The sequence below is a fragment of the Enterobacteriaceae bacterium ESL0689 genome (assembly GCA_029433525.1).
Taxonomy (GTDB): Bacteria; Pseudomonadota; Gammaproteobacteria; order Enterobacterales; family Enterobacteriaceae; genus JAQTIF01.
The window spans coordinates 167,663-191,175 of sequence record JAQTIF010000001.1; the positions used below are offsets into that span (position 1 = coordinate 167,663).

21 protein-coding genes are annotated in these 23,513 nt (G+C 48.9%); 15 read left to right on the forward strand and 6 right to left on the reverse strand.

What is annotated here, in order from left to right; translation table 11 throughout:
* Positions 1-293 precede the first annotated feature (293 nt).
* From PT300_00925 to npr, 10 genes are all read left to right on the forward strand, one after another.
* Positions 294-1,268, forward strand: coding sequence for a calcium/sodium antiporter (locus PT300_00925; protein MDF7679257.1), 975 nt, complete (start codon positions 294-296; stop codon positions 1,266-1,268).
* Between the two features lie 19 nt (positions 1,269-1,287).
* Positions 1,288-2,274, forward strand: a complete 987-nt coding sequence (kdsD, locus tag PT300_00930; protein ID MDF7679258.1) for an arabinose-5-phosphate isomerase KdsD — start codon at positions 1,288-1,290, stop codon at positions 2,272-2,274.
* Between the two features lie 14 nt (positions 2,275-2,288).
* Positions 2,289-2,855, forward strand: coding sequence for a 3-deoxy-manno-octulosonate-8-phosphatase KdsC (kdsC, locus tag PT300_00935; protein MDF7679259.1), 567 nt, complete (start codon positions 2,289-2,291; stop codon positions 2,853-2,855).
* The gene (lptC, locus tag PT300_00940) at positions 2,852-3,427 is read left to right on the forward strand and encodes an LPS export ABC transporter periplasmic protein LptC (protein MDF7679260.1); all 576 of its coding nucleotides are present in this window, start codon (positions 2,852-2,854) and stop codon (positions 3,425-3,427) included. Before kdsC ends, lptC begins: the two co-directional genes overlap by 4 nt.
* On the forward strand, positions 3,396-3,941 hold the full coding sequence (lptA, locus tag PT300_00945; protein MDF7679261.1) for a lipopolysaccharide ABC transporter substrate-binding protein LptA: 546 nt from the start codon (positions 3,396-3,398) through the stop codon (positions 3,939-3,941). The genes lptC and lptA overlap by 32 nt, the downstream gene beginning before the upstream one ends.
* A 6-nt stretch (positions 3,942-3,947) precedes the next feature.
* Positions 3,948-4,673 carry an LPS export ABC transporter ATP-binding protein gene (lptB, locus tag PT300_00950; GenBank protein MDF7679262.1) on the forward strand — a complete coding sequence of 242 codons (726 nt, stop codon included), beginning with the start codon at positions 3,948-3,950 and terminating at the stop codon, positions 4,671-4,673.
* A 47-nt stretch (positions 4,674-4,720) separates the two neighbouring features.
* The gene (gene rpoN, locus PT300_00955; protein MDF7679263.1) at positions 4,721-6,154 is read left to right on the forward strand and encodes an RNA polymerase factor sigma-54; all 1,434 of its coding nucleotides are present in this window, start codon (positions 4,721-4,723) and stop codon (positions 6,152-6,154) included.
* 85 nt (positions 6,155-6,239) lie between these two features.
* Positions 6,240-6,728: a PTS IIA-like nitrogen regulatory protein PtsN gene (gene ptsN, locus PT300_00960; protein ID MDF7679264.1), complete on the forward strand. Its 489-nt coding sequence runs from the start codon at positions 6,240-6,242 to the stop codon at positions 6,726-6,728.
* A gap of 44 nt (positions 6,729-6,772) precedes the next feature.
* Positions 6,773-7,627, forward strand: a complete 855-nt coding sequence (gene rapZ / locus PT300_00965) for an RNase adapter RapZ (GenBank protein MDF7679265.1) — start codon at positions 6,773-6,775, stop codon at positions 7,625-7,627.
* Positions 7,624-7,896, forward strand: coding sequence for a PTS phosphocarrier protein NPr (npr, locus tag PT300_00970; GenBank protein MDF7679266.1), 273 nt, complete (start codon positions 7,624-7,626; stop codon positions 7,894-7,896). Before rapZ ends, npr begins: the two co-directional genes overlap by 4 nt.
* Before the next feature lie 371 nt (positions 7,897-8,267).
* Here npr and arcB read toward each other — a convergent pair whose 3' ends face one another.
* On the reverse strand, positions 8,268-10,619 hold the full coding sequence (gene arcB / locus PT300_00975; protein MDF7679267.1) for an aerobic respiration two-component sensor histidine kinase ArcB: 2,352 nt from the start codon (positions 10,617-10,619) through the stop codon (positions 8,268-8,270).
* Between the two features lie 789 nt (positions 10,620-11,408).
* Here arcB and gltB point away from each other — a divergent pair.
* Together gltB and PT300_00985 are read left to right on the forward strand one after the other, a co-directional pair.
* Positions 11,409-15,869 (forward strand): glutamate synthase large subunit, encoded by a 4,461-nt coding sequence (gltB, locus tag PT300_00980; GenBank protein ID MDF7679268.1) that lies wholly within the window; start codon positions 11,409-11,411, stop codon positions 15,867-15,869.
* A 9-nt stretch (positions 15,870-15,878) separates the two neighbouring features.
* On the forward strand, positions 15,879-17,297 hold the full coding sequence (locus PT300_00985) for an FAD-dependent oxidoreductase (protein MDF7679269.1): 1,419 nt from the start codon (positions 15,879-15,881) through the stop codon (positions 17,295-17,297).
* Between the two features lie 55 nt (positions 17,298-17,352).
* Here PT300_00985 and sspB read toward each other — a convergent pair whose 3' ends face one another.
* The 4 genes from sspB to rplM all read right to left on the reverse strand — a co-directional run bounded on the left by sspB (position 17,353) and on the right by rplM (position 19,618).
* On the reverse strand, positions 17,353-17,832 hold the full coding sequence (gene sspB, locus PT300_00990; protein ID MDF7679270.1) for a ClpXP protease specificity-enhancing factor: 480 nt from the start codon (positions 17,830-17,832) through the stop codon (positions 17,353-17,355).
* Positions 17,833-17,835: 3 nt separating this feature from the next.
* A complete protein-coding gene (sspA, locus tag PT300_00995; GenBank protein ID MDF7679271.1) occupies positions 17,836-18,474 on the reverse strand; it encodes a stringent starvation protein SspA in 639 nt (212 codons plus the stop codon).
* A gap of 307 nt (positions 18,475-18,781) precedes the next feature.
* Complete coding sequence (rpsI, locus tag PT300_01000; GenBank protein MDF7679272.1) at positions 18,782-19,174, reverse strand: 30S ribosomal protein S9; 393 nt, start codon at positions 19,172-19,174, stop codon at positions 18,782-18,784.
* Between the two features lie 15 nt (positions 19,175-19,189).
* Positions 19,190-19,618, reverse strand: coding sequence for a 50S ribosomal protein L13 (rplM, locus tag PT300_01005; protein MDF7679273.1), 429 nt, complete (start codon positions 19,616-19,618; stop codon positions 19,190-19,192).
* A gap of 411 nt (positions 19,619-20,029) precedes the next feature.
* Here rplM and zapG point away from each other — a divergent pair, with 411 nt between their 5' ends.
* Positions 20,030-20,428 carry a Z-ring associated protein ZapG gene (gene zapG / locus PT300_01010; GenBank protein MDF7679274.1) on the forward strand — a complete coding sequence of 133 codons (399 nt, stop codon included), beginning with the start codon at positions 20,030-20,032 and terminating at the stop codon, positions 20,426-20,428.
* A 134-nt stretch (positions 20,429-20,562) separates the two neighbouring features.
* Entirely contained in the window at positions 20,563-21,624 is a 1,062-nt protein-coding gene (gene degS / locus PT300_01015) for an outer membrane-stress sensor serine endopeptidase DegS (protein ID MDF7679275.1), read from the forward strand.
* A gap of 47 nt (positions 21,625-21,671) precedes the next feature.
* Here degS and mdh read toward each other — a convergent pair whose 3' ends face one another.
* Positions 21,672-22,610 (reverse strand): malate dehydrogenase, encoded by a 939-nt coding sequence (gene mdh / locus PT300_01020; GenBank protein ID MDF7679276.1) that lies wholly within the window; start codon positions 22,608-22,610, stop codon positions 21,672-21,674.
* A 386-nt stretch (positions 22,611-22,996) separates the two neighbouring features.
* Between mdh and argR the strand changes: the two genes are divergently transcribed.
* Entirely contained in the window at positions 22,997-23,467 is a 471-nt protein-coding gene (gene argR / locus PT300_01025) for a transcriptional regulator ArgR (protein ID MDF7679277.1), read from the forward strand.
* Positions 23,468-23,513: the final 46 nt, after the last annotated feature.

The window sequence follows — 23,513 nt, forward strand, 5'->3', positions numbered from 1 at the left end:
ACATCCTGTCTGGATACGGACAGCACGGAGAAACCGCAGCGTACAAGGAATTTCGGACACTTCCTACCACCAAAATGGCAAGTAAAATAGCCTGATTGGTCAGGCATTAAGCATGATGCCTTGTTTAATCTGAGGACAAAAGTCGTATTTTTACAGAATATTAGCTGTTGAAGTTAGCGAAAGCTGGCATTTGTTTTACTTTTGACAAACATAAAGTCAAAATTAAAGACAGATGACGCTACCCATAAATCAGCGCAGCAAAACAATGATTATACCTGAAAAAAGGACGTTAAATGCTTTTAGCGACAGCTCTGTTAATAATTGGCTTATTGCTGGTAGCCTACAGTGCTGACCGCCTGGTTTACGCCTCGGCAATACTTTGTCGTATGATCGGCATTCCCTCTTTAATTATTGGTATGACCGTCGTCAGTATCGGTACCAGTCTGCCCGCCATTATCATCTCTGCGGCCGCCTCTTTACATGGGCAGATCGATCTTGCGATCGGCACCGCGATGGGATCAAATATTACCAATATTTTATTGATTCTCGGTTGTGCAGCCTTACTTCACCCGCTTACCGTACATTCTGATATTCTGCGTCGCGAATTATTATTCATGTTACTGGCCAGTTTGCTGGCCGGTTTTGTCCTGTATGATGAGCAATTGTCGCTCACAGATGGCTTGTGTTTACTGGCCATCGCCATCCTGTGGCTGCTGTCTGCGATAAAACTCGCCGGTCAGACAAAATATCAGACGAGCGATCGCCTGACTGAGGAACAGATAGCAGAACTTCCCCGGGAGGGGTCGCTTTCTGTCGCACTACTCTGGCTGGGGGCCGCCCTGATAATCATGCCAGTCGCGACAAAAATGGTGGTAGATAATGTGACCGTACTGGCAAACTATTTTATGATCAGTGAACTGACCGTTGGCCTGACGATAGTGGCAATTGGCACCAGCTTACCAGAACTGGCGACGACAATAGCAGGGGCGCGAAAAGGGGAATATGATATCGCTATCGGTAACATTATTGGGGCGAATATTATTAATATTGCTCTGGTTCTCGGTTTACCGGCATTAATTTCTCCTGGTACATTCGCACCCGAAGCATTTATCCGTGATTACACGGTTATGCTATTGGTCAGCGTGATATTCATCCTGCTATGCTGGCGTCGCAAACAACCACCAGGCCGTCTCGCTGGCGCATTACTGATTGGCGGTTTTGTGATTTGGCTAGCAATGTTGTACTGGGCAGCACCGCTCATTCGTTGAATGAATCAAGGATAATACAATGTCAAACAAAGAGTTATCACCGCGCTTTGATTTTCAGCAGGCAGGGCGAGAAGTGCTGAAAATTGAACGTGAAAGTCTGGCGCAACTCGATCAATATATTGATGATAACTTCACCCGTGCCTGCGATCGAATCTACCACTGTCATGGCAAAACGGTCATCATGGGGATGGGAAAATCGGGTCATATTGGGCGAAAAATGGCGGCGACTTTTGCCAGCACAGGAACGCCTTCATTTTTCGTTCATCCCGGCGAAGCTTCCCACGGTGACTTAGGCATGGTCACGCCGAAAGATATTGTTATCGCACTATCCAATTCCGGCGAATCGAACGAGATTCTGGCGTTGATTCCGGTATTAAAGCGCCAGCATATTCCGCTCATCTGTATTACCGGACGTACTGAAAGCAGTATGGCACGTGCGGCAGATATTCACCTGTGCGTAAAAGTCCCCAAAGAAGCGTGCCCGTTAGGATTAGCACCGACTTCCAGTACGACGGCTGCGCTGGTCATGGGGGACGCACTGGCGGTTGCGTTACTGGAAGCACGCGGCTTCACCGCTGAAGATTTCGCCCTGTCTCACCCCGGCGGCGCACTGGGGCGAAAGTTACTGCTGCGGGTCAATGATATTATGCATACCGGTGATGAAATCCCTCATGTCGATACCCAGGCGACTCTGCGTGATGCGCTGCTGGAGATCACCCGTAAAAATTTAGGTATGACGGCCATCTGCGATGATGATATGAATATTATCGGGATTTTTACTGATGGCGACTTACGTCGTGTTTTCGACACCAACATTGATATGCGTCATGCCCGTATAGCCGATGTCATGACGCCGGGAGGCGTTCGCATACAACCCACTCTGCTCGCCGTTGATGCGCTGAATCTGATGCAATCCCGCCACATCACCTGTGTGTTAGTCGCCGAGGGTGACCGTCTGTCAGGTGTGGTACATATGCATGATCTCCTGCGCGCAGGTGTAGTATAAATAAGGATAAGATGATGAATAATGCTGGTGCCCCCTGGGTGACCTGTTATGGGCCCGTCAGTGCTGATGTCTTCGCGCGCGCCCTGAAGATCCGTCTATTGATTCTCGATGTTGACGGCGTCCTGTCCGATGGCCTCATCTATATGGGGAATCAAGGAGAAGAACTGAAAGCATTTCATGTCCGTGATGGTTACGGACTCCGTTGCGCACTGACATCCGGTATTGAAGTGGCCATTATTACCGGCAGAAGCGGCAGACTGATTGAAGACCGCTGCCAGACGCTGGGCATTCGTCATCTGTATCAGGGGCAGTCTGATAAACGCCAGGCTTTTCACGACTTATTAAAGACCCTTGCGCTTTCTCCGCAAGAAGCGGCGTATATTGGTGATGATCTGATCGACTGGCCCGTCATGGCAGAAACCGGACTGAGCGTTGCCGTCGCAGACGCACACCCGCTACTGTTACCACGCGCCGATTATGTCACCCATATTAATGGGGGTCGTGGAGCGGTACGCGAAGTGTGTGATTTGTTATTATTAGCACAGGGCAAACTGGATGAGGCCACAGGGCTATCAATATGAGTAAAACCAGACGCTGGGTTATTATTTTATTATCGCTGGTGGCGCTGATTCTGGTTGGTCTGAATCTGACAGAGACGAATGCGCCCTTTCAACTTCAGATCCAGTCAGATGCTCCGACGTATACCAGCGAACACACCGATACCGTTGTTTATAATCCGGAAGGCGCTCTGAGTTATCGTCTGGTTGCGGATCATGTGGCTTATTTCTCTGCACAGGAACTGTCGTGGTTCACACATCCGATAATGACCTTGTATAACGTCAATAAAGAACCCGACTGGTCTGTCAGAGCAGATAAAGCCAAATTGACCAAAGATCGTATGCTGTATCTTTACGGGCATGTTGAGGTGAAAGCACTGACTATCGATTCTCAACTGCGCAAAATAACAACCGATAATGCCTTGATAAATCTGGTGACATTTGATGTGACCTCCGATGATGTCGTCACATTATATGGAACAACATTTAATTCCAGTGGCCTGAAAATGCGTGGAAATTTACGCAGCAAAACGGCCGAGCTGATTGAAAAAGTGAAAACTTCCTATGAAATTCAGAATACACAAACTCAGCCTTAAAGTGGTACTTGCCAGCGCCTTGCTGACTGCTGGCTGGCCAGTGCTGGCCATCACGGGTGATACCGAACAACCGATTCATATCGAATCGGATCAACAATCGCTGGATATGCAAGGCAACGTTGTAACATTTACCGGCAATGTGGTCGTCACCCAGGGGACGATCAAAGTCAATGCCGATAAAGTCGTGGTGACCCGTCCTGGCGGTGATCAAGGCAAAGAGGTGATTGACGGCTATGGTCATCCTGCCACCTTCTATCAGATGCAGGATAACGGTAAACCAGTCAAGGGACGCGCTGATAAAATGCATTATGAATTACAAAATGATTTCGTCGTGCTTCTCGGCAATGCCTATCTTGATCAGCTTGATAGCAATATCCAGGGGGATAAAATTACCTACCTGGTCAAAGAGCAAAAAATGCAGGCATTCAGCAGCAAAGGACAACGCGTGAAAACGGTGCTGGTTCCCGGGCAACTCCAGGACAAAACCGCGCAGCATCCCCAGAAAGGTCACTAATTTGCTATGGCTATATTAACTGTCAAAAATCTCGCCAAAGCCTATAAAGGTCGCCGGGTTGTCGAGAATGTCAGCCTGACCGTCAAATCAGGTGAAATTGTCGGTCTGCTCGGCCCCAATGGTGCAGGAAAAACAACCACGTTCTATATGGTTGTTGGCATTGTGCCACGCGACGCGGGTAATATTATCATCGATGATGAAGATATCAGTCTGTTGCCATTACACGCCCGGGCCCGGCGCGGGATCGGCTATTTACCGCAAGAAAAATCTATTTTTCAGCGTCTGAGCGTGTACGATAATCTGATGGCTATTTTACAGATCCGCGATGATCTCAGCCGTGAACAGCGCGCTGATCGTGCGCAGGAGTTAATGGAGGAGTTTCACATCGATCATTTGCGTGACCATCTTAGCCAGTCACTTTCCGGTGGTGAACGTCGTCGGGTCGAAATTGCCCGTGCACTGGCGGCAAATCCAAAATTTATCTTACTTGATGAGCCATTTGCCGGTGTTGATCCCATTTCTGTTATCGATATCAAACATATTATTGAGCATCTGCGGGATAGTGGGCTGGGTGTACTGATAACGGATCATAATGTGAGAGAAACCCTGGCGGTCTGCGAACGCGCCTATATAGTCAATGCCGGACATCTCATCGCTCATGGTACACCGCAAGAGATACTGAGCAATGAACAAGTTAAGCGCGTATACCTTGGGGAAGATTTCAGACTCTGACAAGGTAAACGTGACTGTCATTTTCACCGGAGAGAGGAGTCCTGAATATAAAACAAGGATTGCAATTAAAGCTCAGCCAACAGCTTGCTATGACACCACAGTTGCAGCAAGCGATACGTTTACTGCAACTATCAACGTTAGAGCTGCGCCAGGAACTCCAGCAAGCACTGGAAAGTAACCCATTGCTTGAGCAAACCGATATTCATGATGAAGTAGAAGCCAGCGAGCCTGAGGACCCTGATTCGCTGGAGATCGTAGAAGCATTTGAGAAACAAGAATTACCTGAAGACTTACCCCTTGATGCGAGCTGGGACGAAGTCTATACCGCCGGGACGCCATCAGGAAACAGCGTGGATTATCAGTACGATGAGTTACCCGTCTATCAGGGAGAGACTACGCAAACGCTGCAGGATTATCTGATGTGGCAACTCAATCTAGCCCCCTTCACCGAGACAGATCGCGCTATCGCCGCCGCGATCATTGACGCCGTCGATGACAATGGCTACCTCACTATCTCGCTACAAGAGATTGTCGAATGCATGCATGATGACGATATCGACCCCGAAGAGATAGAAGTGGTACTCAAGCGAGTTCAGCGCTTCGATCCTGTCGGTGTCGCCGCAAAGGATTTGCGCGATTGCTTGCTGGTACAGCTTTCACAATATGACCAGCAGACACCGTGGCTGGAAGAAGCCCGCCTTATTATCGCTGATCATCTTGATCTGCTGGCGCATCATGATTTCCGCACCCTGATGCGCGTCACCCGACTCAAAGAAGAGGGGCTGAAAGCGGCCTGCAAACTGATCCAGTCGCTCGATCCCCGCCCGGGTCAATCGATTCAAAGCAACAGAGCTGAATATGTTATTCCTGATGTCCTGGTGCGTAAAATAGGCGATCACTGGGGGGTTGAGTTAAATGCCGATAGCGTGCCTCATCTGACCATTAACCAACAGTATGCCGCCATGAACAAGGGGGCCCGTCATGATACCGATAGTCAGTTTATTCGCCATAATTTGCAGGAGGCACGCTGGCTGATCAAGAGTCTGGAAGCCCGCAATGATACCCTGCTGCGTGTCAGTCGCTATATTGTCGAGCAACAACAGGCCTTCTTCGGGCACGGCGAAGAGTTTATGAAACCAATGGTGCTGGCTGATGTCGCTCAGGCCATCGATATGCATGAGTCGACTATCTCCCGGGTGACCAGCCAGAAATATCTGCATAGTCCGCGTGGTATTTTTGAGTTAAAGTATTTCTTCTCCAGCCATGTGAATACTGAAAATGGTGGGGAGGTGTCGTCAACCGCCATCCGTGCGCTGATCAGAAAATTAATCACCGCTGAGAATCCGACAAAACCCCTCAGTGACAGTAAACTCACCCACTTATTGTCTGAAAAGGGGATCATCGTCGCACGTCGCACGATTGCCAAATACCGGGAGTCGTTATCTATTCCTCCCTCTAACCAGCGAAAAAAACTACGCTAGAGCAGGAATGAAGTCCCGGCACAACCATCATGATAAAATTCAGCAACCTGCTGACGTTGACAGGTGATAAGACCCAGGTGAAATGATGATAAATAACGATTCCCCCCTGCAACTCAGTCACATTCTGAGCAGAGAATGTACCCTCAGCCAGGTTCACTGCCAGAGCAAAAAACGGACACTGGAAATTATCAGTGGGCTGGCAGCAAAACAGCTAAACTTGTCGCCACAAGTGGTATTTGAAGCGCTCCTCAGCCGTGAAAGAATGGGAACCACGGGCATTGGTAACGGTATTGCCATTCCACATGGTAAACTGGATGAGGATACACTGCGAACTATCGGTGTTTTTATTCAGTTAGCAACGCCGATCGCTTTTGATGCGCTCGACAACCAGGCCGTCGATCTGCTGTTTGCGCTTCTGGTTCCTGTCGATCGGGTCCAGGCCCATCGGCATACACTTTCGCTGGTGACCCAGCAACTGACTGATAAAAATATTTGCCGCCGTCTGCGCGCTGCGCAAAGCGATGGCGAATTATATGAGATCATCATTGCTGCAGGAAACAGCAATGAGACATAACCGAGGAAATGCTTCCCTTCTATCGTGGTTAAGGAGAACAATACATGGTACTGATGATTGTCAGTGGTCGATCAGGTTCTGGTAAATCTGTCGCCCTGCGGGCCCTTGAGGATATGGGGTTCTACTGTGTCGATAATCTGCCCGTCATTCTGTTACCTGATCTGGCCACAACCCTGGCGGACAGGGATGTTCCTGCTGCCGTCAGTATTGATGTCCGTAACATGCCAGAATCACCCGAACTGTTTGAGCAGGCGATGAGCAAGCTCCCTGCGACCTTTTCTCCACAGCTGCTGTTTCTCGATGCTAACCGCAGCACACTAATCCGTCGTTACAGTGACACCCGCCGTTTGCACCCGCTGTCAAATAAAAACCTCTCACTTGAGCACGCGATTGATGAAGAGAGTCATCTGCTGGAACCGCTCCGATCGCGCGCGGATCTGATCATTGATACTTCAGAGATGTCAGTACATGAACTGGCTGAGATGTTGCGTATCCGTCTGTCCGGTAAACACGAACGGGAATTGACTATCGTGTTCGAATCTTTCGGCTTTAAGCATGGTATCCCGATTGATGCTGATTATGTTTTCGATGTCCGTTTTTTACCCAATCCACACTGGGACCCACAGTTACGTCCGATGACCGGGCTGGATCAACCGGTCGCCGATTTTCTTAGCCGACATACCGAAGTTCACAATTTTATTTACCAGACCCGTAACTATCTTGAATTATGGTTACCGATGCTGGAAACCAATAACCGTAGCTATTTAACTGTCGCGATTGGCTGTACCGGTGGCAAACACCGTTCTGTCTATATTGCTGAACAGCTTGCTGATTATTTCCGTTCACGCAGTAAAAATGTACAGTCACGCCATCGCACGCTGGAAAAGCATCCCTCATGACGATCAGACAGCGTGTTGAAATTACCAATAAATCAGGTTTCCATGCCCGCGCGGCGATGAAGTTGTTCGATATTATGCAAAATTATGATGCCAGCGTTTTATTACGCAACCAGGCAGGCATACAAGCCGAAACGGATAGCATCATTGCCTTGCTGATGCTCGATTCTGCCAAAGGGCAACAGATAGAAATCGAGGCCAGTGGCCGACAGGAAACCGAAGCACTGGCTGCCGTTATTACGCTATTTCATACCGGTTTTGGTGAAGATTAGCGTATTACCATCCTGTTCTGCCGAGCCAAACAAGAAATTTCCACATATTTCTTCATATTTTTACTAATTCACATAACAAATAATTTAATATTTGCTATATTAATGTATAGCTAGCTAACAGCGTGCTTCATAAAGCGTCCTCCGTCTGTGTTTGAACACTGATAGTGCGGAGAAATCGCAGTATATATGCAATACGCTACGCAAAGATCCTGGGTTTTGTTCAGGGGCAAAAGGCAAGTAAAACCGCTCTCATGGAACAAGACTTACCGTCTTTTAGTTGTCAGGCTCACAGTACAACATCGCCATAAAATGTGGCAAAAATATATTCCCTGGTGTTGGCGCTGTATTCGCGCACCCCGGTTTATCCGGGGTCATTTTTTCTCTGCGGTAGCAACCCACCTCTTTAATGTCGCCACATCCTGCTGCCACGTCGATTTTATCTCTTCAACCCATTGAGGTACTTTATCTGCCCACGCTGGCAGGTCAGCATTCTGGATCAGTTGCCCCAGTTGCTGAATATGACTCAGGCCGATAGAGCCTGCGGCACCTTTAATTTTATGTCCGCTATCAGCAATACCTTTATCATCATGTGCCACCAGATGGGATTCCAGTACCGACAGATAATCAGGCATCATCTTCTCAAACACCACCAGGCCATCATGGATAAGTTTTGGCCCGACCAGATCGATATACTGCTCAAGCATCGGAATATTCAGTGCCGCCGCCGACTGACTGGCTGTTATACCGGAGGTGTTATCCTTTAACCCGGCGGGGGTGTCAGCCACATCCCAGAATTTTTTGATAATTGTCGTTAACGCGGACACCGAGAGCGGTTTATTCAATACATCACTCATCCCGGCATCGAGATACTCTTTTTTATCCTTCGGTACATTAGCGGTCAGCGCGACCAGTGGCGGTAACTTATCAGCGGCAAAGTGTTGTTTCAGATAGCGAGCAATATCCAGCCCTGTCATATCCGGTAGCTGAATATCCAGTAACACCAGATCATATTCACCTGGTCTGAACATCTTCAGCGCTTCCTTACCGCTCATGGCGACATCCACGCTGTTCCCTAGTTTCTCCAGCACTGAACACGCAACCAGGACATTAAGCTCAATATCTTCAACCAATAATACATGCAGCGCGGGGAGAGGAGTAACCTCGTCCTCTGGCACTGTCTCGACTTCCTCTACCACCGCTGGCGCATCAACCGTCAGGATAAATGTCGATCCATGACCGGGCTGGCTGCTCACATCAATATCGCCGCCCATATTACGAGCCAGCCGTCGCGATACCGCCAGGCCGATGCCGGTTCCGGTCGCGGATTTTCTCCCCTCGCTGTCTTTTACCTGATAATACATCGAGAATATCTTTTCCTGTTCATCGACTGGAATGCCGATGCCAGAATCTTCAATCACGAAATGTAATTGACCATGTTGGTTATCATAGCTAACGCTGACCGTCACTTTTCCGCCTTGCGGCGTAAATTTCACCGCATTACCGATCAGGTTCCATAAGATTTGCCGCAGACGGGTGGCATCGGTCATCACTTTATGTGGTAAGGGCTGTATGGGTTGCATCACAAAAGACAACCTTTTTTGCTGTGCCTGCAGACCCGCAAGATTTTCCAGATCGGTAAGAAAATCGGTAAAGTTAACCGGCTGGTTATCCAGTTGCACTTTACGTCGTTCAAGCTTATCCATATCAATGATATCATTGAAGATATTACCAAGAGTGACCGCTGATATATGAATGGTCTGGAGGTATTTCTTTTGCTCACTACTGAGTTCAGTATCCAGCAAAATGCGGCTTAGCCCGACGATACCATTCAGTGGGGTACGCAGTTCATGGCTAATCGTCGAGATGAAAGTGGTCTTATCGCGACTGGCGCGTTCCAGCGCCTCATGATAACGCTTACGTTCGGTGATATCACGACCAAACCCCATCAAACCACGACACTCACCAATCCAGTCATAGTATGGAATTTTGCGGATTTCAAAGCAGCTCTTCGATCCCTTCGGGCCCTCTATCCACTGTTCATAAGTGAGCGATATGTTATAGCGAAAAACTTTCTGGTCAGTTTCCAGCACTTTCTCCGCCACCTCCTGGCTGTAAATATCCTCTGGCTTAAGGTGCATAAGCTGCTTCCGGCTTTTTCCGGTTAACCGTTCGACGGCTCGATTACAGCCAGAAAATTCACTTAATTCATTACGGTAGAAAACCAAATCGGGAGACGCATCGAGAAAAGAACGCAGAAAGGAAGATTGTTGCTCCAGCTTAATTTGTGTTTTTTCACGCTCTTTGATCTCACTCTGCAGTTGATTCAGCGTGGCTTCTCTTTCAGCCTCCGCTTTTTCACGATCACTCATCTCCTGATTAAGCTGTGCGATATTATATTTAAGCTGAACATTGAGCTGGTTATCGCGCTTACGCATCTCTTCCAGTTTTTCCACCACCCGGGCAAGATGCTGTCGAGCCTCCTCCAGTTGCTCAACTACCACCGATAAAAAGTAAATGACCCAGGGCGTGATCAATAAGCCAAAGAAAATAGAACGAATCATATCGATACTATCAACCTTGCCATGCAGCACCATCGTCACTGCCATCTGGACAATAATGGCCAGTACCACCAGCGCCAGCGCCAGTAACATAGAAAAACGCACCAGCCCAAGCTTTGTCATCAGATCAACATAGTACTGTGCCAACAATCTGACTTGCTTCATAAAGGATTCCTTTACGCCCGTAGTGTCACGCCATGATTCTTATTGCGCCACAGATGGTAAACTGCACAAAAAACAGGCATGGATTTGAATCTCACTGGCAGTGAACACCACTCACGACATCTCAATGTAACGTCAGTTTATACATCTTTTTACTCTGCTGCTGCCAAATCTGCCGCTAATATATTGATTTATTTTAGACGCCGCTCACCATAAGCTGAATAAGCGCCTGGCCCACCAGGCGCTAAATTAACCGGCTGATGGACTGACTGATCGTCATCAAAAATAAACCCGTCTTTACTAACAAAGATTGTGATGACTTTTTCTTATATCTCACCTGGGAAGTGCTTTTATATTGTTTAAAATAATCACTGGTTTTATATTCCATAATTAATTTATTTTTTAGATAAATAACCTAATAAAATTGATATAATCAGTATTTATATGTAATGATTTGCTATCCACACCGTACCACCACTCCACCCTCCTCCCACATTTCCGGTTAAATTCATGATTGTCCGGTTTTTATCAATAAAGCGACCATTTGACGTCAGTATGGATTCCCGATAACTTGACTCTGTACTGGAAGCTTTCTCAATGGGTACTCTGCTCATTATTTTATGCCGTTATTAAAATTTCCTCTGACAGCAAGCTATTAAACTTGCTGATTGATATAAAAAAGGATGCCAGAGAGATGAATGCACAGCTCAGCCTGTCGCTACGTTCTTTCTGCGCCCGGATACAATCACTGTCAAAGAGGAAGCCTATCGAAACCTGGGGAGGTCTACGAATATGCTGTATGATAAATCTCTTGAGAGAGATAACTGTGGTTTCGGCCTGATCGCCCACATAGAAGGCGAACCCAGTCATAAAGTCGTTCGCACTGCAATACACGCGCTGTCTCGTATGCAACACCGTGGTGCGATCCTGGCAGATGGTAAAACCGGCGATGGTTGTGGCTTGCTGTTGCAGAAACCTGATCGTTTCTTCCATCTCATCGCGCAAGATCATGGCTGGCGCTTAGCCAAAAATTACGCTGTCGGGATGCTGTTTCTGAATAAAGATCCTGAACTGGCAGCCACCGCTCGCCGTATTATTGAAGAAGAATTGCAACGAGAAACCCTGTCTATCGTTGGCTGGCGTGAAGTCCCGATCAACGCCGATGTGCTGGGTGAAATCGCCCTCTCCTCACAGCCACAGATTGAGCAAATTTTTATTAACGCCCCGGCAGGCTGGCGACCACGTGATATGGAGCGCCGTTTATTTGTTGCTCGCCGCCGAATAGAAAAACGCCTGCTGGACGATAAAGATTTCTATGTATGCAGTCTGTCAAACCTGGTTAATGTCTATAAGGGCCTGTGTATGCCCGCCGACTTACCACGTTTTTATCTCGATCTGGCTGATCTGCGTCTGGAGTCTGCGATCTGCCTGTTTCACCAGCGTTTTTCTACTAATACCGTACCACGCTGGCCCCTGGCTCAGCCCTTCCGTTATCTGGCACATAACGGCGAAATTAACACCATCACCGGTAACCGACAGTGGGCACGCGCACGAACCTATAAATTCCAGACGCCGTTAATTCCGGATCTGCATGATGCCGCGCCATTTATCAATGAAACCGGTTCGGATTCCAGCTCAATGGATAACATGCTGGATCTTCTTCTGGCAGGCGGTATGGATATTATACGAGCCATGCGCTTGCTGGTTCCTCCTGCCTGGCAGAATAACCCTGATATGGACCCGGAACTACGTGCTTTCTTTGATTTTAACTCCATGCATATGGAGCCGTGGGATGGCCCGGCAGGGATCGTGATGTCCGATGGTCGCTTTGCTGCCTGTAATCTTGACCGTAATGGATTACGGCCAGCGCGTTATGTCATCACCAAAGATAAACTGATCACCTGTGCCTCTGAAATTGGTATCTGGGATTATCAGCCTGATGAAGTGATTGAGAAAGGTCGTGTCGGGCCAGGAGAACTGATGGTCATCGACACCCGTGTTGGCCGCATTTTGCACTCCACAGAAACCGATGACGACCTGAAAAGCCGCCATCCTTATAAAGAGTGGATGGAGAAGAATGTTCGTCGCCTGATACCACTCGAAGATCTGCCAGATGAAGAGATCGGTCATCGCCAGCTGGATGACGATACCCTCGCCAGTTACCAGAAACAATTTAACTACAGCACGGAAGAGCTGGATTCGGTACTGCGTGTGCTGGGCGAAAACGGTCAGGAAGCGGTAGGTTCCATGGGAGATGACACCCCTTTTGCGGTGCTCTCCAGTCAACCACGGATCATTTATGATTACTTCCGTCAGCAGTTTGCTCAGGTAACCAACCCGCCGATCGATCCGCTGCGTGAGGCCCATGTGATGTCACTGGCTACCAGTATCGGCCGGGAAATGAATGTGTTCTGTGAAGCAGAGGGCCAGGCGCATCGTCTGAGCTTCAAATCACCGGTTTTGCTGTATTCCGATTTCAAGCAATTGACCACTATCGAAGAGGTCTATTACCGTGCTGATCGCCTGGATATTACCTTTGACGCCAGCGAGACCACCCTCGCCGAAACCGTAAAAGCACTGTGTGATACGGCCGAAGAAATGGTGCGTAACGGCACGGTTCTGCTGGTGCTGTCTGATCGTAACATCTCCAGCGATCGGCTGCCGGTTCCGGCTCCGATGGCGGTCGGCGCTATTCAGACGCGGCTGGTCGATAAAAACCTGCGTTGTGACGCCAATATCATTGTCGAAACCGCCAGTGCCCGCGATCCACACCACTTCGCCGTGTTATTGGGTTTTGGTGCGACAGCCATCTACCCTTACCTGGCTTATGAGACACTGGCGAAACTGGTCGATAGCAAGGCGATTAATAAAGATTATCGTACCGTGATGCTGAATTACCGCAACGGTATCAACAAAGGTCTGTATAAGATCATGTCCAAAATGGGCATATCGACGATTTCCTCCTATCGTTGCTCTAAGCTGTTCGAAGCGGTCGGTTTGCATCGTGAAGTTTCCGATTTGTGCTTTCAGGGCGTCGTCAGCCGTATTGGCGGCGCTGGATTTGAGGATTTTCAGCAGGATCTGCTTAATCTCTCCCGACGCGCCTGGCGGGTACGCCACCCTTTGTCGCAGGGAGGGTTATTAAAATATGTGTACGGTGGTGAGTATCACGCCTACAACCCGGATATTGTACGTACTCTGCAAAAAGCCGTGCAAAGCGGTGAGTACCAGGACTATCAGCGCTACGCGCAACACGTTAATGAGCGCTTACCCGCCATGTTACGCGATTTACTGGTGCTGAACCCCGGCGATGAGGCGATCGATATCGACCAGGTGGAGTCAGCGCAGGAATTATTCAAACGTTTTGATACCGCCGCGATGTCGATTGGTGCATTAAGTCCGGAAGCACATGAATCACTGGCCGAGGCTATGAATAGTCTCGGGGGATTTTCTAACTCCGGTGAGGGCGGTGAAGATCCGGCGCGCTATGGCACCAAAAAAGTATCGCGGATAAAACAGGTTGCTTCGGGTCGATTCGGTGTCACGCCCGCTTTCCTGGTGAACGCCGATGTTATTCAAATCAAAGTCGCGCAGGGTGCCAAGCCGGGCGAAGGTGGGCAATTACCGGGCGATAAAGTGACGCCTTATATCGCTAAACTCCGCTATTCCGTGCCTGGAGTGACCTTGATTTCCCCGCCACCGCACCACGATATTTACTCTATCGAGGATCTGGCACAACTTATTTTTGATCTCAAGCAGGTCAACCCAGCCGCCATGATCTCTGTCAAGCTGGTTTCCGAACCCGGAGTCGGGACAATCGCGACCGGTGTCGCCAAAGCGTATGCTGATCTTATCACTATCTCTGGCTATGACGGTGGCACTGGTGCCAGCCCGCTGACCTCAGTGAAGTACGCAGGATGTCCGTGGGAGCTGGGACTTGTTGAAACACAACAAGCACTGGTCGCCAATGGGCTGCGGCATAAAGTACGCCTGCAAGTGGATGGTGGCCTGAAAACCGGTCTTGATATCATTAAAGCGGCGATCCTGGGGGCAGAAAGTTTTGGCTTTGGCACTGGCCCGATGATTGCGCTCGGTTGCAAGTATCTGCGAATTTGTCATCTCAATAACTGCGCTACCGGTGTCGCAACCCAGGATGAAAAGCTGCGCAATGAGCACTATCACGGTTTGCCATTTAAAGTCAGCCATTACTTTGAATTTCTCGCCCGCGAAACTCGTGAAATCATGGCGCAACTGGGAGTGACACGTCTGGTGGATCTGATTGGTCGCACTGACTTGCTCAAAACACTGGACGGTTTCACCGCGAAACAGCAAAAGCTGGATCTCAGCCCACTGCTGGAAACGGTGGCGCCTGAACCCGGCCAGACCTTGTACTGTACAGAAAGCAATCCGCCGTTTGATAAAGGCGAACTGAATGCACAACTTTTGCAGCAAGCGAAACCCTTCGTTGATCGCCGACAGAGCAAAACATTCTGGTTCGATATCCGCAATACTGACCGTTCAGTAGGGGCATCACTTTCTGGCTATATCGCCCGCACCCACGGTGATCAGGGGCTGGCGGCAGATCCTGTTATCGTGCATTTTACCGGTACTGCCGGGCAAAGCTTCGGGGTGTGGAATGCTGGCGGTGTAGAATTACATCTGATCGGCGACGCCAATGACTACGTCGGTAAAGGCATGACGGGTGGCCTGATCGCCATTCGTCCGCCGGTGGGTTCCTCCTTCTGCAGCCATGAGGCCAGCATTATTGGTAACACCTGCCTGTATGGCGCAACGGGTGGCCGCTTATATGCCGCCGGTCGGGCAGGTGAACGTTTTGCCGTACGTAATTCCGGTGCCATCACGGTGGTAGAAGGCATTGGTGATAACGGCTGTGAATATATGACAGGAGGCATTGTCTGTGTTCTCGGTAAAACCGGTGTTAATTTTGGTGCCGGAATGACGGGTGGATTTGCCTATGTGCTGAATGAAGATGGTGATTTCCGCAAACGGGTCAATCCTGAATTAGTCGAGGTTCTGGATATTGCCACGCTCGCGATCCATGAAGAGCATCTGCGGGGGCTGATCACAGAACACGTACAGCTTACGGGTTCGTCCCGTGGTGAAGAGATCCTCGCTAACTGGCCGGATTTTTCCACAAAATTCGCCCTGATCAAACCCAAATCCAGCGATGTCAAAGCGCTATTAGGTCATCGTAGTCGTAGCTCTGCAGAGCTGCGTATACAGGCGCAGTAAGGAACTCAGATGAGCCAGAACGTATATCAATTTATCGACTTACAGCGTGTTGATCCGCCCAAAAAACCGCTGAAGAGCAGAAAAGTAGAATTTACAGAAATTTATGAATCATTCTCAGAAGGCCAGGCCAAAGCCCAGGCCGATCGTTGTCTCTCCTGTGGCAACCCCTATTGTGAATGGAAATGCCCGGTTCATAACTACATCCCCGGCTGGCTGAAGCTGGCCAATGAAGGACGTATTTTTGAGGCTGCCGAGCTGTCACATCAGACCAATACATTGCCGGAAATTTGCGGACGTGTTTGTCCACAGGATCGGCTGTGTGAAGGTTCCTGCACGCTGAGCGACGAGTTTGGCGCTGTCACGATTGGCAATATTGAACGTTATATCAATGACAAAGCATTCGAAATGGGCTGGCGTCCCAACCTTGCTGGTGTGACAGCAACGGGTAAAAAAGTCGCTATTATCGGCGCAGGCCCGGCGGGGTTAGCCTGTGCTGATGTACTGACCCGTAATGGGGTTAAAACGGTTGTCTTCGATCGTCATCCGGAAATAGGCGGTTTGCTGACTTTCGGTATTCCGGCGTTCAAGCTGGAAAAAAATATCATGACTCGCCGCCGCGAGATTTTCACCAGCATGGGGATTGAGTTCAGACTCAATTGCGAAGTGGGTCGTGATATTTTGCCTGATGCGCTGCTAAAAGAGTACGACGCACTCTTTCTTGGCGTCGGAACCTATCAGTCTATGCACGGCGGACTGACTAATGAAGACGCCAGCGGTGTTTTTGATGCTTTACCGTTTTTAATCGCCAACACCCGACAACTGATGGGATTCAGTGAAACAGCCGATCAACCCTATATCAATATGGCAGGTAAGCAGGTGGTGGTGCTTGGTGGCGGGGATACGGCAATGGATTGCGTTCGTACCTCAATACGTCAGGGGGCATCGCGGGTTATTTGCGCCTATCGCCGTGATGAAGAAAACATGCCAGGTTCTAAACGGGAAGTCAAAAATGCCCGCGATGAAGGAGCCGAGTTTCAGTTTAATGTTCAGCCACTGGCGGTTGAAATCAATGCCAGCGGCCACGTATGCGGCATAAAAATGGCACGGACTGAACTGGGCTTACCTGATGCAAAAGGTCGTCGGCGTGCAGAAATCATTGCGGGTTCTGAACATGTGATCCCAGCCGATGCCATTGTCATGGCATTTGGCTTCCGGCCGCACAATATGGCGTGGCTGGACGAATACCATGTGGATCTGGATCAACAGGGACATATTATCGCACCAGAAAACAGCGAAAACCCCTTCCAGACCAGCAACCGGCAAATATTTGCTGGCGGTGATATCGTGCGTGGTTCCGATTTGGTCGTCACCGCGATTGCCGAAGGACGCAAAGCGGCTCACGGCATCCTGAACTACCTGGAAATATAAAACATTGGCCCGGATAACACGTTATCCGGGCCAGAAAAAGACACCACGATCGTTTTTACTTCACGACACGCAGTGAGGGGCGTCCACCACGTGGTGGCGGTGTATCATCAGGATCATCGGGCTTATCGCCTTCAATCACCGAGATTACGGTTTCGCTTTCTCCCTCTGACGGTGAGCTATCATCCTCGAATGAAGCGAGCGCCTCATCATAGGCCGCTTCCGGCTCAAACATCATCCCGGCACCGTTTTCACGGGCATAAATCGCCAGCACCGCGGCCATAGGAACATAGACACTACGCGGAATGCCGCCAAAACGGGTATCGAAACACACCAGCTCATTCATCAGCTTCAGGTTGGCCACTGCACCCGGCGCAATATTGAGTACAATTTGCCCATTGCTCGCATATTCCATCGGAACCTGCACATTGGGCTGTGTCACATCCACAACCAGGTGTGGCGTGAGCCGGTTATCCATCAACCATTCATAGAACGCCCTGAGTAAATAGGGACGACGCGGTATTAACTGTGCATCCATTCATTAACCCCTGCCAAGACGCATTTCTCGCTCGGCTTCAGTTAAAGAAGCAAGGAAAGCCTCACGTTCAAATACGCGAGTCATATAACCTTTCAGCTCTTTCACGCCAGCGCCCGTTATTTCAATGCCGAGAACCGGCAAACGCCACAGTAATGGTGCAAGATAGCAATCAACCAGACTAAATTCATCACTCAGGAAATAGGGTTTCTGGGTAAAAATAGGCGCAATCGCCTGCAGCTCTTCACGTAACTGTTTACGTGCCGCATCGGCCTGTGCGGAGGTTCCATTCTCAATGACACTCATCAGCGAATACCAGTCTTTTTCGATACGCTGCATATACAGTCGGCTTTCTCCGCGTGCCACAGGATAAACAGGCATCAGAGGGGGATGCGGGAAACGCTCATCCAGATACTCCATGATGATACGGGACTCCCATAACGTGAGCTCGCGATCCACCAGAGTTGGCACGCTTTGATTCGGATTGAGGTCAATCAGATCCTGCGGCAGGTTTCCCTTCTCCACATGTTCTATCTCAAAACTAACACCTTTTTCTGCCAGCACGATACGAACCTGATGACTATAGATATCAACCGGACCAGAAAATAGCGTCATTACCGAACGTTTGTTGGCAGCGACAGCCATGAAAACCTCCAGGTATATTTAAAATTTTGTACCGTTACCCGCCACACAGGTGGCTGATCAGATATAAAAAAACCCATTCACGGAAGATCACTCTGCTTGCGACCAAAAAAAACGATCATCCGCCATTGAGCATCAATAAAATTAGCGGTTAGTTTACCAGATCCGGGCAGCATTGTGGTGAAGGGATGACGGAAATACTAAAAATGTAGTAATAACAGACAGTTTTATTATAAATAACAGTGATTCACCCATAAAAAAACCCGCCAGAGCGGGTTTTTTCGCTAACCATTTTATCGAGATAAAAAAATTAACGTTTGGAGAACTGTGGACGACGGCGAGCTTTACGCAGACCGACTTTCTTACGTTCAACCTGACGAGCATCACGAGTAACAAAGCCCGCTTTGCGCAGTTCGCTACGCAGAGACTCATCATATGCCATCAAAGCGCGAGTAATTCCGTGACGAATCGCCCCTGCCTGACCAGAGATACCACCACCTTTTACCGTGATGTACAAATCCAGCTTTTCGACCATTTCGATCAGTTCCAGTGGCTGACGAACGACCATACGCGCCGTTTCACGACCAAAGTACTGCTCCAGCGAACGCTGGTTAATAACGATTTTACCATTGCCCGGTTTAATAAACACACGAGCGGTAGAACTTTTGCGGCGACCAGTGCCGTAGTATTGATTTTCAGCCATTGCCTGTAATCCCGATTAGATGTCAAGAACTTGCGGTTGCTGTGCCGCATGGTTGTGCTCATTACCTGCGTAAACTTTCAGTTTACGATACATAGCACGACCCAGGGGCCCTTTTGGCAACATGCCTTTAACCGCGATTTCAATCACACGCTCAGGACGGCGGGCAATCATCTCTGCAAAAGTCGCTTCTTTGATACCACCGATATGGCCAGTGTGGTGATAATACATCTTATCTTCACGCTTGTTGCCGGTAACCGCGATCTTTTCCGCATTTAATACAATAATATAATCGCCGGTATCAACATGCGGCGTATATTCTGCTTTATGTTTGCCACGCAGACGACGAGCCAGTTCAGTGGCAAGACGCCCTAGTGTTTTACCAGTCGCGTCAACAACATACCAGTCGCGTTTTACGGTTTCTGGTTTAGCTGTAAAAGTTTTCATTAAAAGCTTACCCAAATAATAAGTTACACGTTGGTGAACACCCAAACGCTGAGTCAATTGAGGTTCACACGACAGAGTCCGGCAAACCTACCCCTTCGAATAGCCAATGCCGACACATAGAAAGTTTGGGAAAAAACCTTCTCGTAACGCGGGGTCGCAAGATTATAGAGAAGTCAGGGATAAAGATCGACATCTTTATGCAATATGTGTATCTCACTATAATCATCACAAAGACCGACTTTTTCGGCTGATTGTGACAGCCGCCCTGTAATCAGGATATCGTGACAACACCGGTGTGAGCCGCATTTTACCCGACGCAACTTGAATGATTTAGGGTATAGTGACACTATCAACGCTGGCCAACAGTTTACAGCCGCACCCTACAAAACCACAAAACAACAGGAGAATGACATGACCTGGGAATATGCGCTAGCCGGGTTAGTTGTCGGTATCATTATCGGTGCCGTCGCTATGCGTTTCGGTAATCGAAAACTACGCCAGCAACAGGCGCTACAGTGTGAACTGGAAAAGAACAAAAACGAGCTTGAAGGTTATCGTAAAGAGTTGATCAGTCATTTTGCCCGTAGCGCAGAACTGCTGGATAATATGGCCGATGACTATCGCCAGCTGTATCAACATATGGCAAAAAGCTCCAGTAATTTATTACCTGAGACAATGGCGGATGCCAATCCATTCCGTCACCATCTGGCAGACTCAGAAGCAGGGAACGATCAAGCCCCGGTACAGATGCCTCGCGACTATTCTGAAGGCGCATCAGGCTTGTTACGTGGCGATGCCAAACGCGACTGATCATTCACGATCTGCCCACCTGTCATTCGGGCGCAAGGCTGCGCCCGTGATACGATCAGAGCGCGCTGGCAGTACGATGACAGCGTAACTCATGTTATGCTGTCTGGCATTTATTCATCAACGATATCTCGATCATGCCTGGAAAGCTTTTACGTTCTGCGCTCATCGGTTTGCTTGCTGGCATGGTGCTTCTGGCGGCGATCCCCTCATTGTATCAATCAGGTTCGTCACAGCCCGTCAGCTATGATAGTACCCATGAGTCTCCCGTAAGCTATAACACAGCCGTTCATCGCGCAGCACCTGCGGTCGTCAACGTTTATAACCGGGCGCTTTCCGGCACCAGTCACAATCAATTGACGCTCGGTTCAGGTGTGATTATGGATCAGCGTGGATACATTCTGACCAATAAACATGTGATTAACGATGCAGATCAAATTATCGTTGCCCTGCAAGACGGTCATATCTTTGAAGCGCTGCTGGTCGGTTCAGATACCCTGACTGATCTGGCGGTATTAAAAATTAACGCGAATACCAGTTTACCCGTTATTCCGATTAATCCGGCGCGAATACCTCGTATTGGCGATGTCGTCCTGGCGATTGGTAATCCCTATAATCTCGGACAGACAATCACTCAGGGGATCATCAGCGCCACGGGTCGTTCCGGTCTGAACACCACCGGGCGACAAAATTTCCTGCAAACAGATGCCTCAATTAACCACGGTAATTCCGGCGGTGCATTGATCAATTCACTCGGTGAACTGATGGGAATCAACACGCTCTCCTTTGATAAAAGCAATGACGGCGAAACACCAGAAGGTATCGGCTTTGCTATTCCCTTCCAGCTGGCGACCAAAATCATGAACAAACTAATTCGCGACGGGCGGGTTATTCGTGGCTATATCGGTATCAGTGGACGCGAGATGATACCGCAGCATATACAGGGAAACAGTGGCATTAACCCATTGCAGGGGATTGTCGTCAATGATGTCACCCCCGATGGGCCCGCGGCTCACGCCGGTATCCGCGCCAGCGATGTGATTATTTCAGTCAATAACAAGCCCGCCGTTTCTGCCCTCGAAACGATGGATCAGGTGGCAGAAATTCGTCCTGGTTCAGAAATTCCGATAGTCATCATTCGCAACGACAAAAAAATCCTGCTCCATGTCACGGTTCAGGAGTACCCGATGACCAATTAACTCAATCAACAACCGAAGAAAAACGCCGGTTGTTGATTGAATACACCTTATTGGTCAATAAATTTTTCACCCATCGCGATGTCTTTTTGCAGGGTATCCTGCATATTTTCCAGCGCCTGTTGCTCAAAGGCGCTAAGTTTGCCAATCGGTCGGCGCTCTTCTATCCCCTTTTTCCCTAACAATAAGGGTTGTGAGAAGAAACGTGCGTAGCGCCCATCACCTTCCACATAGGCATACTCGATAACGCCTTTCTTCCCCTGCAGTGCCTGTACTAAAGATAAAGTAAAGTGAGCTGCCGCCTGTGCCATCGACAATGTTGCCGATCCCCCTCCTGCTTTGGCCTCCACCACCTCAGTACCGGCATTCTGAATCCGCTTCGTCAAATCAGCCACTTCCTGTTCACTGAAACTCACTCCGGCCACCTGGGATAATAATGGCAGAATCGTCACCCCGGAATGGCCGCCAATCACGGGCACAGAGATACTATTAGCTGGTCGTCCTTTCAGCTCAGCAACAAATGTTTGCGCACGAATCACGTCTAATGTCGTGACACCAAACAGTTTATTTTTGTTGTAAACCCCCGCTTTCTTCAACACCTCTGCGGCAATAGCTACCATCGTATTCACTGGGTTGGTAATGACAGCAATACAGGCTTGTGGACAGGTTTTTGCAATCTGTTGTATCAGATTCTTAACGATCCCAGCGTTGATATTAAAGAGATCAGCACGATCCATACCCGGCTTGCGGGCGATACCCGCAGAAATCAATACCACATCAGCGCCTGCCAGTGCCGGAGTGGCATCTTCACCGCAAAACCCCCTGATTTTTACATCACCAGGAATATGGCTAAGATCCACCGCGATGCCTGGCGTGATCGGTGCGATATCGTATAGCGAAAGTTCTGAGCCTGAAGGTAATTGGGTCTTAAGTAACAGGGCAAGTGCCTGACCAATCCCGCCAGCCGCGCCAAGGACTGCAACTTTCATTCTAAGCTCCTTATTATGAGTAATATTGTCGTTTACTCCCCCGGGGCAAAATCTTAGCGTATATGTCCGAACAACAGGATCAGGGAGGTCAAGATCTCAGCAACCTGTTTCCCCTGCAATTAATCGCCCAATAAAACGGAGTATCAACCCCTATTATTCGTTCCAGGGCAACCGGTTCATTCCACCAAACAATACCCTATAATGGCACTTAATTTACCCTTAGCATTTTTTATATACTGTGATAAGCACAGGGTTCGTATCAGAATAATTATCTAAAAAAACTTAATTAACAATATTATAAACCACGAGCCTGTCAGCAGGCATTGCATAAAAATTCATTTTTATGCATTATGATAATGTTTTTATTCTTATTATCCGGATAACCTATGCGCAGTTCGACAAAGCAAGAAAAGCTGGTTAAAGCATTTAAACTACTGCTTAAAGAAGAAAAATTCAGCTCCCAAAGCGAGATCGTTCAGGCATTGCAGGAACAAGGGTTCGATAATATCAATCAATCCAAGATATCTCGTATGCTCACCAAATCGGGCGCAGTACGTACCCGTAATGCCAAAATGGAAATGGTCTATTGCCTGCCGGCTGAACCCGGTGTCCCGACGACATCAAGTCCGCTGCGAAATCTGGTGCTGGATATCGACTATAACCATGCGGTGGTGGTGATCCATACCAGCCCAGGCGCTGCCCAGCTCATTGCGCGTCTTCTTGACTCGCTGGGTAAAGCCGAAGGTATTCTTGGCAGCATTGCTGGCGATGATACCATCTTTACCACACCCACTCAGGATTATACTGTCAAAGATCTGTACGACACGATCCTTGTCCTGTTTGATCAGGAGCTCTGAATGCCTCGCCCTCTGGTGACCACCAGAGGGCGCAGCTTTTGATTCA